General features: G+C 57.2%; 6 protein-coding genes. All 6 read left to right on the forward strand.

The features are described from left to right. The first annotated feature begins 869 nt into the window (after positions 1–869). The 6 genes from BJI47_RS10185 to BJI47_RS23910 all read left to right on the forward strand — a co-directional run bounded on the left by BJI47_RS10185 (position 870) and on the right by BJI47_RS23910 (position 13,484). On the forward strand, positions 870–5,798 hold the full coding sequence (locus BJI47_RS10185; RefSeq protein ID WP_088943620.1) for an AAA domain-containing protein: 4,929 nt from the start codon (positions 870–872) through the stop codon (positions 5,796–5,798). Next, positions 5,795–7,477, forward strand: coding sequence for a DEAD/DEAH box helicase (locus BJI47_RS10190; RefSeq protein WP_176224789.1), 1,683 nt, complete (start codon positions 5,795–5,797; stop codon positions 7,475–7,477). Before BJI47_RS10185 ends, BJI47_RS10190 begins: the two co-directional genes overlap by 4 nt. A 474-nt stretch (positions 7,478–7,951) precedes the next feature. Further along, positions 7,952–10,495, forward strand: coding sequence for an RNA-directed DNA polymerase (locus BJI47_RS10195; RefSeq protein ID WP_176224790.1), 2,544 nt, complete (start codon positions 7,952–7,954; stop codon positions 10,493–10,495). A gap of 47 nt (positions 10,496–10,542) precedes the next feature. Further along, positions 10,543–11,190 (forward strand): hypothetical protein, encoded by a 648-nt coding sequence (locus BJI47_RS10200; protein ID WP_125458696.1) that lies wholly within the window; start codon positions 10,543–10,545, stop codon positions 11,188–11,190. A gap of 645 nt (positions 11,191–11,835) precedes the next feature. Then, complete coding sequence (locus tag BJI47_RS10205) at positions 11,836–12,879, forward strand: GIY-YIG nuclease family protein (protein WP_088943624.1); 1,044 nt, start codon at positions 11,836–11,838, stop codon at positions 12,877–12,879. Between the two features lie 185 nt (positions 12,880–13,064). Beyond that, positions 13,065–13,484, forward strand: a complete 420-nt coding sequence (locus BJI47_RS23910; protein WP_139804854.1) for a hypothetical protein — start codon at positions 13,065–13,067, stop codon at positions 13,482–13,484. Positions 13,485–13,504: the final 20 nt, after the last annotated feature.

The raw sequence follows: 13,504 nt of genomic DNA on the forward strand, positions 1-13,504 counted from the left end.
TGAACGCCGGCCAATCCAACTCGCGAATGCTCAGCTGAGACTTAGGACTTCTACAAACCGATCGAAGCATCTCGCCACTGAGCTCACCTGCCAGATCGATCCACGCTTCACCGTGATGTGTTCGATAGGTCTTTACGTCGATCATTTCTGTGGCAGGTTCTTCGAATTCGTTTTTGCACTGGCCACACTTATATCGTGGCTTCAATTTTATTCGTTCGTCGAGAGAGCGCCCGGGACCGCAGTATGGGCACTTCTTTAGTTCTTTCCTCGCGAAACCTGTTTCTACACGTTCGACGACGGACGCCCCTAGCAGTCGCTTCTGGTCCCACACGACAAGCGCGTCACCGACACCGTGTTCCGACTGTTGGGAACTTGACTGTCACTGACGTACTGCGACGAAGGGTCGTCGTCGTAGGCGTGACCGCCGCGACCGCCACTCTGATCGCTCTTCGCCAGTACCAACCAGGCTCGAGAAATTGCCCGGTGGCGGACGGCCAGACGATATCCACTAGCTGAAGCGGTTCGTACGCAGCACGAAATTCATTGGCCATTTGTATCGGTTGTAGCGTGGCCTGCGCAAGCCAGCGACGCTTCAGCTTCTACTCGTTGATGGCTGCCCCGCTACTGCAGCGGGGTATCTGCCACTTCGCGGTTGACCCGGTTCATTCATCTGAATGAATTTCGATCCCGGACCGGATTCGTTCGCAGAGTTCAAAATTGCCGATGTCTCGAAACGCCGCAGATAGGGCTATTTTCGAGCTCTTCTAGGGTGGTGGCTGGTCAATCCGACCACTGAGCATCGTCCAACTTTGTCACCCACCCCCTATAGGTTGGGTCCTGTTCGAGTTTGGCCGAAATGTGAGGATCCGATGTCGGTTACTGATGACCCCGAGCTCCGGGGGCGGGTTCGTCGTCTGCTCGAGTTTCTTCGCGAGACTGTGGGTGCTCAGTCGAAGCCGATTCGCCGGTACGGCGTCGATGCGCGTGTCGAGTGGTTGTTCGATGATGCCCGACCTCTCGACGTCAATACCGACGTCGCGCCCGGTGACGTAGCGGTTCGTATCCCGCGCACCAGCATCGAGCAGCCTCCAGGTCTCCCGGAAGTGCTCGAACAGTGGGTCGACGACACCACCACACCGCCAACGGTCAAAGCCGATGCACCAACCGAGGCCCATGAGTGGCTCCAAGACTGGACCACGTGGTCTCTGGATGACCGTGAACGTAGGCCGTTGGCCGAGCTGTTCCGTTCCATCGACCTCATGCTCCACGACCTTGGCACTCAGCCCGAGTCGCTCGAACTTGTCATCGCCTCTGGGTATCTCGACGCTACTGTCGGGGACCAGCGGATCTCGACGCATCTGATCACTCAGCAGGCCAGTATCAGTCGCGAGGATTCCACCGGCGACTTGCTTGTCACTGTTGCGCCCGCCAGCTCCCCGCGGCTGGAGGACGTCGAGGTTCTGCTCGACTTGGAGGGTTTCGACCGCGCCGGCTCGAAGGTGCTGCACCGCAGCTTGTCCGAACTGGTGTCCTCGTCACTGTCCGCGGATATCCCGCGGTTGCTCGGCCAGTGGGCCACGTCGGCCCTGGCGCAGCCGCTGACCGTCATCGCCGATCACGACAAGCCCGTCGATTCCACAGCAAACACTCTGCGGATGTCGCCGGCGCTGGTTCTACGCAAACGTGGCGCCTATGCCCTCGCGTCGTACTACGAAGCAATGCTCGCTGCGCTCGATGACGGTGCACCCGTTCCGGTGGGGCTCTCGCAGCTCGTCGAGACTTACGATGACAACACCCGTCGCGACTGGCTCGACTCTCACGTCAGCGACACCCCCAGCGCAGAGCCGCTCTTCCCACTGCCGGCCAACCGCGCCCAGGCCGGTATTTACAACCGCGTCATGAACGACACCGGCGTCGTCGTCGAAGGCCCTCCCGGCACCGGCAAGACCCACACGATCGCAAATCTGATGTCCGCGTTGATGGCTCAGGGTCAGCGTATCCTCGTCACCAGCGAGAAAGCTCAGGCGCTGCGCGTACTCAAGGACAAGCTTCCTGCCGAACTGCAAGATCTGTGCGTCTCCGTCACCGACATGGCACGCGGGGGATCAGCCGAACTCGACGAGAGCGTCTCGACTATCGCCGCTCGTAAGGCCGCGTTCGACGCGACCGAGTCCGCGCGCAAGATCCGTTCCCTCGCTGCCAAGCGGATGGGCACCAAAGAGCGCCGTTACAAGCTCACCAAGCAGATCGGCCTTGCGCGGTCCTCCGAAGCAGAGATCCACACCTTCTCACCGAAGTATTCGGGAACTCTTGCCTCGATCGTCACCAAGCTCAACGCGCAGGAGAGCGAGCTCGGGTGGATACCAGGTCCGCTCCACACCGAGACCGCGCCATTCGACGACGCAGCCTTCGCTTCGCTGTTCACCGAGCAGTCCGACGGGCACAGCCTCCCGACGGCCGACGAGGTCCGCAGCTTGTGTGCCCGAGCCTCGGGGGACGTGTCCGACTCGATTTTCGATGCCATCGATCCGATTCAGCTGCAGTACATCCTGCCGTCGGCGCAGGCCCTGATCGACCGCGCACGGGCCATCGACTCCTTCGGTCCGGCCTATGCGGCTCTGGCCGACGGGATCCTGTCCGGTGCGCTCGGTACGTTGTGGTCGCGTGCTCAGACGGTCACGGCGATGCTGTCGGTCGCCGTGACCGCCGATACCGCAGTCGGCTCACATCAGGTGACGACGCAGGTTGCCACGAGGCAGGCACTCAACGCGTTCGACGCCCTCGCCAAGCTGTACGAGAGCGGCCCGTTCGACACGATGCGCTGGCTCCGCACGCCCCACGAACACGGCGTCGTCGACAAGCTCGATGCACACGCGACCGTCGACGGCACCGACGCGACGCAGGCCACCGAACTACGTCTCGTCACCAACCACATCCGCGCCCTCGTTGCCGTCGACGATGCCGCACACCTGTTGCGCGGTATCGGAATCGAACTGCCCGTTGACCCCTCCGGCAGTCGGGAGCAGCAGGTCAACACCCTCCACCTCGTGTGGAACCAGGTGCTGGCGACGGGCAGCATCGCGACTGCTCGCGACGAACTCGTCGGCGCCCTGGGTGCAGTCGTTCCATCCGTGCCGTCGGTGACGACGCTTGCCGAGGCCGTGGCACTGGCAGACGAGGTCTCCGCCCTCACCGACCGCTCCGACGCGTCCACCGCGCGTGACGAGCTCGAGCGAGTGGCCGAGCGGTTATCGTCCGACCCGACGCTGCCCGACGGGCTCGCGGACGCAGTCAGAACCGGCGATGTAGAGAGCTACGAGCGGCTCGCCTCGTACGTTCAGCCGGGCAGCACCGATACCACCGTGCTCGACGCCTTGGCCGAACATGCGCCCACCCTCGCCCGCAGCCTGTCCGAGGGCACCGATTGGGTAGCGCACGCCGGCACGTTCACTCGTGCTTGGGCGTGGCGCTGGACCATGCAGTCGATCGTGGCCATGCAGCAGCCCGACCAGAACGACAATCTCGACGCGGAACTCGACGCCCTTGACGAGGAGATATCGTCCTTGACTGCGCAACTCGCGGCGGAGCAGGCATGGCAAGAATGCTTGCAGCGCATGACCAGTCGCGAGGTCACCGCGCTGCGCGCATACCAGGAGAACATGTCCAACGCCGGTCTCGGCACCAGCAGTCTCGCGCAGCGCTACCGTGTCGCGGCCCGTGCGGCGATGCAGGATGCGCAGACGGTCGTGCCGGCGTGGGTCATGCCGATTGCGCAGGTGTTGTCGTCGATTCCGCCGCAGCAGAACGCTTTCGACGTCGTCATTGTCGACGAGGCCAGTCAGGCCGAGATCACCAGCATGTTCCTGATGTGGTTGGCGCCGCGGGTTATCGTGGTCGGTGACGACAAGCAGTGTGCTCCCGCGTCGATTCAAAATTACACCGTCGAGTCCGTCATGAATCGTCTCGATCACTACCTTCCTGAGGTTCCGGTCAGCACACGCTTGACGCTGACGCCGCGGTCGAGCTTGTTTTCGATGCTGCGCACCCGGTTCGGTGACGCGGTGAGGTTGCGCGAGCACTACCGATCCATGCCGGAGATCATTCAATGGTCCTCGACTCAGTTCTACGGCGATCAGCCGTTGGTGCCGGTGCGTCAGTTCGGAGCGGATCGGCTTGCACCGCTGCGCAGTACGTTCGTCGAGGATGCACTCACGTCCGGTTCGAGTACGCGGTTGTCCAATGCTGCCGAAGCGAACGCACTCGTCGACCAGCTCGCCCTCTGCCTTGCTGAGCCCGACTACGAAGACAAAACCTTCGGTGTCGTCGTCCTTCAGGGCGCAGCCCAGGCGGATCTGATCAGGTCGCTGATCTTCGAGCGGGTCCCGTCCGAGCAAATCGATGAACGACGCATCCGTGTCGGCACGCCACCGGACTTCCAGGGCGACGAGCGTGACGTGATGTTCCTGTCGATGGTCATCGCACCCGGCTCGTCGTCGAAGGCATTGACGAACGACATGTTCAAACGCCGCTTCAACGTCGCCGCCACGCGTGCGCGAGATCAGTTGTGGCTGTTCCATTCCGTGACAGCCGACAGTCTGTCGGCCACCGATCTACGACGGTCACTGCTGTCCTACGTCGAGGCTGCGCCGACGGTTCCCGTTCCTGCCATGCCCGACGCAGTGTCGCCGAGCAACCCGCACCCTGACTTCGGATCACTGTTCGAGCAGCAGGTGTTTCTGGCGCTGCGGGAGCGCGGCTATCACGTCAACCCGCGGGTCGACGTCAACGAGATGACGATCGATCTGGTGGTCACAGGTGCGGCTGTGCGGGTGGCGATCGAATGCGACGACGACACTGAAGTCGACGCCTACGAGCTGTTGAACCGTATGGAGCGCGAGTTCGAACTGCGGCGCTGTGGCTGGCTGTTCCAGCGGATTCGGGCGTCGGACTTCGTCCTCGACCGTGAACGAGCCCTCGACACCATCACCGAACTCCTCGATTCGGTCGGCATCCTCCCCGACGAGGTTGCCGTAGTCATCGAGGGATCGGGCACCTCCACCTGGATGCCGATCGCGCTGGAACGAGACCCCGACGACGCCGAAGCCGACGAGGAAGCAGTCGAACTCGTCACTGACGAAGCTCCGGCGCCGTCACGCACCGTCGACGTCGAACTCGCACCCTTGCCGGAGGTCATCGAGACGGTCGATGAATCCGAGGATCCCGACGAGGCCGGTGACCACGAAGACTCAGAGGTCGAGTTCGAGGACATAGACGACGTCGATCCGGTACCGAAGCCGATTCGGACGATGCCGCGCGAGGATCTCATTGCGGCCATTCGGTATTCGCTGCGGCGCAACAAGTTTTCGATCGCGCAGACCGTGCAGGATTGCGAGGTCACGCCCGAGGCGGTTCAGCACGCGGTGAAGGAGATCAAGTCCCGTGACGACGCGCTGAAAGCGTCGAAGAGGAGACCGCCTCCTCCGACCCCGGATGCGATGCCACGACGGCAACGTTCGTCCGAAGTCGCGAGCGATCCCGTCGTGGTGTCCGGAAGTCGTTCACTGCAAGCCGAATTGGATGCTCTGCCGGTGGCGTCGTGGGCGGGTGCGCGTGAGATCGCGGTCGCAGCGGCACGGCCGAATGCGCCGCTGACGTTGGAGCGTTGCCAGCGGGTGACAGGGTTGTCGCGGACGAAGGCGGATCTGTTGTTGTCGGATCTGGTGTTGTTGAAGAAGCTGGTCACACGTGAACGTGAGGGTGTCGAGGAATGGGTTCGGCCACAGGGGTTGACGCTATGACGCAGGTAGTGAACCGGTCCGAGGGGTTGCGGGACTGGCAGAAGGAAGCGTTCGAGAAGTGGGTGGCGTCCGGTTATCGCGCGATTGTGGAGGCGGTCACGGGGACCGGGAAGACGCATGTCGGGTTGGCGGCGACGCTGGATTCGGTCAGCCGTGGCCGTCAGGTCCTGGTGGTGGTACCGAGTATCGATCTGCTCGAGCAGTGGTACACGGCGATGGTGAAGGCATTGCCGAGTGTGCGGATCGGGCGTCGGGGAAACGGGCACAACGATACGTTCCGGCAGTACGACGTGCTGATCACGACGATTCAATCGGCTATCCGGCCGGGTGCGCCGATGCCGCGGACCGGCGCGTTGCTCGTCGCCGACGAGGTCCATCGTTACGGCGCAGGTTCGTTCGCGAAGGTGCTGGTCAACCGGTTCGAGGAACGGCTCGGGTTGACGGCGACATTGGAGCGTCAGGATGACGGTGTCGATACGCATCTGATGCCGTACTTCGAGAACCTGGTGAAGGGTTGCGACGCGGCGCGGGGGAGACGTGACGGGATCCTGGCGCCGGTTCGGGTCATGACGGTGGCGGTGCCGTTCTCGGCGGAGGAGGCGGCGAAGTTCGCGGACCTGGACGAGAAGGCGAAGTCGCTTCGCAACACCCTGATCTTTGACTACGGCTGTGCTGCTGAGCCGTTCGGTGAGTTCATGAAGAATGCGGTGGATCTGAGTAAGGAAAGGTATCTACCGGCGAGCAAGGTGGCGAGTAGGTACCTTTCGGCGTTCAGCAAGCGGCGCGCACTGTTGGCCGACTGTGAGGGCAAGTTGCAGGCGCTCGAGGCGATCACGCCGGGGTTGGCGAAGTCCGAGCGGTCGATCGTGTTTTCGGAGACGAAGGAGTCCGCGACCAGGGGTGCGGATGTGCTCCAGGCTGGTGGAATTGCGGCGCATCAGTATTCGAGTCAACTCGATCGCGTGGGACGTACGCGGATTCTAAAGCAGTTCCGGAGTGGTGAGCTACGAAGTTTGGTGGCGCCGCGGGTGCTCGACGAGGGCATCGATGTACCGGCGGTGGACGTCGGGGTGATCATCGCGAGTAGTTCGTCGAAGCGACAGATGATTCAGCGCATGGGTCGGATTCTGCGTCTGAAGCCTGATGGTCGTCCCGCAGCGTTCGTGATCATGTATGTGGCGGGGACGAATGAGGATCCTTCGTTGGGTGCGCATGAGGCGTTTCTCGATGAGTTGACGGGTGTGGCCGAGGAGGTCGTGGACGTCGATCTCGCGGATGCGGGTGCGGTGTTGGCGAGTTGGCTGGATCAGTCGGCTCCGATCACTCCGAAGCCGGTGTTCAGTGAGCAGCCGATCGAGCCGATTGTGATTCCGCAGTCGAAGATGATGCCGACGGCGGTGTCTGCGGCGCGGACTCGGACGGTGAAGGAGATTCTGTCGGAAGCGCAGTACGGGACACCGGATCAGCTCGACGGGATCTTGCGGTGTCTGGCCGCGATCGATGTGCGGGAGGCGGCGGTGTTGATCCGGCGATATGGGATCGATGGCGCGAAGCCGCGGACGTTGTCACAGGTGGCGGCGGAGATGAACCTCAAGCGCATGGTCGTCGAGAGCCTCGAGAAGCGGGGGTTGAAGTCGTTGGAGAGGGAGGCAGGGAGGGTGTTGAATCAGCTGAACTAGGACAATCGACGATCCTGTTCACGCCGGTCGAAGAATACTTGAAAAGAAGATATTTTACCGCGACGACGATGGAGTCATTTCATTACTGAGCTCAATGATCTCGGCATGGCTTACCGGAAAGCAAAGTCAGATCTATATCAATCATCGAACCCTTCAGTGCTTCGACTCGCGAACTACGAGGAAAGCCTCTACAGAAACCTCGTAAGTCTTCGCGAGAGGATTGATGGCACAGCTACTGATTGGTTGGCTGATCAGGCATTTCTCGGTTCTTACTCATTTATGCCAACGTCGCTACCGGTCACCGCAACTTCAACAGATGTTGTTTTCGCACGTCCGTCGGACGCGTGGTATTCACACCTCAAAGAGTCAGACGGGCGTCCTGTCTCGACCTTCAGAGTCACATCGACCTGCAGCATAGATTTTCATATATTGTCCACGCTTTGGATTGACAAAGTCGGTTATAAACTGGATCGAATGTTAAGTAATGCCGCTTATGGAAATAGGTTAAGAAGGGACATTCGCGGCGCGGCAAACCGGCTATCTTCGGGTTCTTTCAAGAATTACATTTATCCGTATCGGGCGTGGCGAGATAACGGGTTGAGATCGATGAAAAGAGCACTTAACGACGGTAAGCCTATTGTTGCACTGACCGCTGATGCTGAATCTTTTTATCATAAACTAGATAGTGAGTTTGTTCGTAGTTCACGATTTTTATCGGAGATAGCTCAGGTCTCCCTTACCGAAGAAGAGCAGCGCCTCAACAATATGTTTGTAGATGCGATGAAGAACTGGTCTGCCCTTGCCCCAACAGGTCGAGGACTTCCGGTCGGATTACCGGCATCCGGAGTTGTGGCGAATTTAGCGTTCATGGAGTTGGATCGAGCTATTATGGAGTCAGATCCAATCTACTATGGCAGGTATGTCGATGATCTACTTATTGTCCTTGAAAATTCTTCAAACTTGTCTAGCACCACCCAGGTCTGGGACATGTTAATCACGCTCGGTGATGGCAAGCTCTCGCGGGCGCGCGAACCTGAGAACTTCGTGAAGTACGAAACCGAATATTTGCAGAACAGTCAAATTCGCTTTACTAATAAAAAGAATAGAGTATTCGTACTCCGAGGTGATTCAGGTCTTGCGATGGTAGATTCCATTGCTAGAAATATCAATGAGAGAGCCAGCGAGTGGCGTTCTTTGCCGAGCTTGCCTAATGGTCGTCGTGATATTAGCCGCTCCTTGTTATTTGCGACCGAGGCCAATGGGGATGACCCTGACAACCTTCGCAGAACTGATTCGTTGACCTTAAAGCGCAGTGCGTTTGCCATGATGTTACGTGATCTCGAGGCGTTCGAGCGCGACCTAAAACCAGAAATATGGAAAAGGCAAGCCAGCGGATTTTTCGCGGCCTTTATTGAGCATGTTCTCGTCTTACCAACATTTTTCGATCTGTCGCTGTATGTTCCACGCGTAGTCAAATTGGCAGCTGCCTGTAGCGCTTTCATGTACATCGCGAAAATTGTCGAGGCTATCGACTCAATTATCGCAGATGTTCGACGTGATTGCGAAATATCCGTCAAAGCGGTTGAAAGTGAAATGATAGCTGAGGAAGTGCTCGCAAGGTGGGCTAGCAGTATTTCAACCTCGGTTTATGACAATATCTGCTCGGCATGCTCCAGGGGGATAATTGACAGCAACTTGGATGACTTTCAAAATATGATTGAACGTCTAAAAGTCACAGAAAACTTGCCGATTCTTATTGATTACGAAACTGTAATTGACGACAACTCTCGGCTGTTCGGAATGGATCTTGGTCACATCCCATTCCGTTTCTCCACGCTTCGGAGTGACTGGGTTACTAGTAATGGAATCCCTCCCATCGATACTAGTCAACTGACCAATATGGACCAGCTACTCGATGATGACCTTCTGTACGGCCTCGGTATCATGTCCCAATGGACCCACCCGGATTCGAGCGGCGTCCCGGCCGGATTTGCATTCGCGACTCGGCCGTTCAATATGGCCGAATTGTACTTCATTGTTCCGAACCCATTTGAAGTGTCCACCCATGGGGATTTAGTGGTGGTAGCAAAGTCTTTGCGGGGTTACACTACAAGTGGGATTTTACCTTCGCTAGATGGCGGGGTGCTAGATCTACATAAAAGTAACAACCCTGGCTCGATAAGAATCGCTGTAAGTAGTTGGCAAACGAATGAGGGAAGCTGGAGTGCTGCCATCAATGGAGATCCGGACCCCGACCCTGGAAGATACAACCGTCTGAACTCAATGATAAACGCACTAATCGTCAATCCCTCTGGGGTTTCCTATCTTATTCTTCCGGAACTCGCAGTTCCTTCCAATTGGTTTGTTCGTATCGCTCAAAAGTTAAATGATGTAGGGATATCTTTAATCGCAGGAATAGAGTATATCGCTCCTGGAAATAAGGTAGTCCACAATCAAGCCTGGGTGGCTTTAAATCATCGAGCATGGGGGTTTGAGTCAATGTTTGTATATCGCCAAGATAAGCAAAATCCGGCTCCTCAAGAGCAAAAAGACCTGTTGGACTTCTGTGACGTGAAATTGGTGCCCGAGCGAGTGTTATGCAACCCAGTGGTGATTGAGGATGAAAACTTTTTCTTCTCACTGCAAATTTGTAGTGAGCTTACCAATATTGCAAACAGATCCGCTTTACGCGGAAGAGTTGACGCCCTTTTCGTGCCCGAATGGAACCGTGACATTAACAGTTTTGACGCTCTTGTAAAGTCCGCTGCATTGGATATTCACGCCTATATCGTACAGTGTAACGATAGAAAATATGGCGACTCTAGGATCAGGGCACCATATGCCAAGACTTGGCTACGCGATGTGGTTGAAGTAAAAGGTGGAGTTTCAGACTTCTTTGTTATTGGAGAGATTGACATCTCTAGCCTTCGCAAATTCCACAGCACACCGGGTGGTGTGGATGGACCATTCAAGCCGATGCCTGATGGCTTTGTAACCAGTGATTCCAGGCTAATCTAACCTTGGGTAATTAAGTTGGCGTTAGGCTGGGTATAAAGGAGCAAAAAGTGGATCTTTTGATTTCAGTGTTTGTGGGTGTACCGGTTGGAATTCTTGGTTCGCTTGTGGCATGGTGGGCGATGTGGCGGGTTTTGTCTGTGAGAGGAAGTTTCTCGAACGTGATCTGTGTCCAGGAAGCTTTCGCGCCGAAAGAGTACCGAGTGAAATTTATTGTTGACTCTTATCGCCCGCTCATGGAGGTTGAATTTCACGGCCTGCTGTTCTCCCCTGGCGACCATGGGCGCGGCGGGTCTCAGCCCATAGTCGCGATACCTTTGCTTCAGTCACGATTTGCGTATATTGGTGGTAAGAAGCTGCGGTCTAAAAAGGTTGTCAATGGCATCACGGCACTACCTCACCGAATTTTGGTATTCCGACCTGATCTAATTGATCAAGTTGATTTTGAACGGTTGGGTGCGGAAAGTTTTGTTGCTTCTTCAGAAAGTCCTTCTCAGTCGAGTGATTTGCTGACGTTCTTGATGTCGCGAAGGAACTCCGTTCTTGAGGTTGTCTGTGTGGCGTCGGATGGTTACTCGGGATCTAGGCGCGCGATCAAGTCTGCGGCGTATACCGTTAATGACTTGGTACTCGGAGAGTTCGAACGTGGTAGGTCGATTGAATACCGTGATGCAAGCACGGTTCAAGAGAAAGAATGAGACGTTCTTCGTGTGATGACATGAGTCATGAGGTTGACCCGGCGTGAAGCCTCGACCTTGTATTCGGTCGCGAGCGAACTGCACTTGCGGGACATGATGATATCCATTAATCGGAACATATGGTCCGATATCTGGGTGTACTCCATTTGGGGTTAACCTCAATGGAACGTGAGCTCGACGCCGATCAGTTGAGCCGAGCGGCAGACGTGCTCCTCGCCTTTGCTGAAGGTGATTCGCTCGGCGCGGAGTGTGAGTTTCCATCCCGGCAGACGGCGCTGTGATCGGTATAGTCGGCGGAGGTCCGTTCGGATTCGACCTAGGCGAGTGGACCGACGATACGTTGGTGGCATTGGCGGCCGCTCACGAGGATCTACGTTCTGCGGCTGGCTTGGATGCGGTTGTCGGGGAAGTACTGAGGTTACCGAATTACGTTGGAAGGCGAGACGCTACTTGTGTATTGATCATCTCGGATGTGTAGATCCGAGACTTATAGGGTGTCATGTAAATCCATCGAATTCTTGGGCGGCGAAGACCACTGAGTCGTACGACCGACACTGACAGCGGTCGCGCCTGCCGTTTTGATCGCTCGACGCGTGAGACTTATCCGGGGACGAGTTCTCGTCCACTATGCACGCCAGGAGTGAAATGACAATTCACCGTGAAACTTTGGATCCAGAGCGGGAGCGAAGTGCTTCGCTTACGACCTGGGCCGCCGCGAACAAGTATGTCGGCCCCGAGTCGTTCGACGCAGAGGGCTTCAAGCGCTTTCGAGTAACGAATCCGGTTGACCGTATGGGCTTGTACCTCTTCGAGTGCGCAAACGGCGATATATATATCGGCATCGCAAAGGATGCCGCTCAGCGGTTGCGCACCCACCGGAATAAGCATCCTGATGCTGTGAAGTTTTGGTTCCGGGCAGATCCGCGGTCCGATGGTGAGCGAAGGATCGTAGAGCGGCAGCTCGTTCGCGATGCACAAAGGTTCGGGCTCGTCGTTCGCAATCGGGAACATGCCAGTGGCCACACCGGCGTGTCGACTCTCGACGCGCTGCTCACGCCGAACGAGCAGGAAAGCTGGCTGGAGAACCCGGTCGTCGCCAACGCGGGTGATAAAACTGATCTGGTAGATCTCGGTGCGAGTAAGCTCGCCGCGCATGCGGGTGACTTCGCAAAGCTATCGAAGCATCCTCGTTACGAGGAGATCATTCACATTCTTGGTGACTATGCAGCGCAATGTATCCCGCTTGCGCGACGAACCGAAGCGACTTTCTGGACCGTCAGCTGTTACCCCAGTTGGAACCGCCAACGAGTGTTCTGTGTTTCGATGGCGGGGCAGGAGGTGTTCTTTATCGTCAGTTCGGATTGGAATTCCAAACTCAGGGCGATGTTGTTTGTCGACGGCCGCGAACTTCATCAGGGTGTGATCGGAAGGCTACGGATGTTGGCCCAGAAGACCTTCCCGAAGCGTGGCGGACACAAGTCGGGTGGTGCGTTCGAGCAAGCACTCTATTTCCGAGATATTCGAGACTTGAAGAAGGCCTTGAAGTCTCCGTACCTGCGTCGGTCGATAGCGAAATTCAACCTCGATCTGATGCGGAAGCGTCAATCTGCGTACAAGATCTCGCACTGCAGGCAGCTTGCTGAGGCTGCGCTGACTTCATCTCGAACCAGCTCAGCGCACGGCCGCTGATGGCGAAGATTCGATCGATCTCGCCGAGCAGTCAACGGGTAAAATCTGCTCCGACCGAGGTTGACTGCCAATTTGCCATCTTTCACGACAAGAAGGAAAACAAGATTCTTCACTTGTCGACGTTCGGTTCGGACAACCGTGCGTCTGCACCGAAGAGTAGCCAATCGATCCAATTGGACTATCCCATGGCGGAGCAATTGGTCGAGTTGCTGGTCGATACCTTCGGACTTGTCCCCGGTGGATCCAAAAACTCGACGGATGTTGCGCCAGTACCACTTTCAGCGCACTTGGAATCGACAATGGATCGAAGAGTGGCCAAGTTGATCGGTAATGAGCATTTCAGGATTCAGTACGACCGATTCAGGCCACGCTTTTCACCTTTGTCGATTGGCATGCTTTTGACTCAGCTGATAGATGGCAACGGTCGGTCGTCCTACAGCGAAGTTGCGGCTGTACTCGGTATCCGTCCGGCCCGAGTTCGTCAAAGCATCGCTGTCCTAAGCCAGGTGATCAACGAGGACGGCGCGAGCATCCTGTATGAGAACGGCGTCGAAGTCCTCCTGGAACCCGCGTTGTTGTTCGAGCAGTTCCGAATCGTAGACTGAGCGATGTCGGCTCCAGGCCG

Origin of the sequence: Rhodococcus sp. 1168, assembly GCF_002091955.1 — a bacterium.
Taxonomy (GTDB): Bacteria; Actinomycetota; Actinomycetes; order Mycobacteriales; family Mycobacteriaceae; genus Rhodococcoides.

What these genes read in the sequence shown, in the direction of transcription:
- BJI47_RS10190 (WP_176224789.1), top strand. Translation starts at nt 5,795, where the DNA reads ATGACGCAGGTAGTGAACCGGTCCGAGGGGTTGCGGGACTGGCAGAAG.
- BJI47_RS10195 (WP_176224790.1), top strand. Translation starts at nt 7,952, where the DNA reads ATGTTAAGTAATGCCGCTTATGGAAATAGGTTAAGAAGGGACATTCGC.
- BJI47_RS23910 (WP_139804854.1), top strand. Translation starts at nt 13,065, where the DNA reads ATGGCGGAGCAATTGGTCGAGTTGCTGGTCGATACCTTCGGACTTGTC.
- BJI47_RS10205 (WP_088943624.1), top strand. Translation starts at nt 11,836, where the DNA reads ATGACAATTCACCGTGAAACTTTGGATCCAGAGCGGGAGCGAAGTGCT.
- BJI47_RS10185 (WP_088943620.1), top strand. Translation starts at nt 870, where the DNA reads ATGTCGGTTACTGATGACCCCGAGCTCCGGGGGCGGGTTCGTCGTCTG.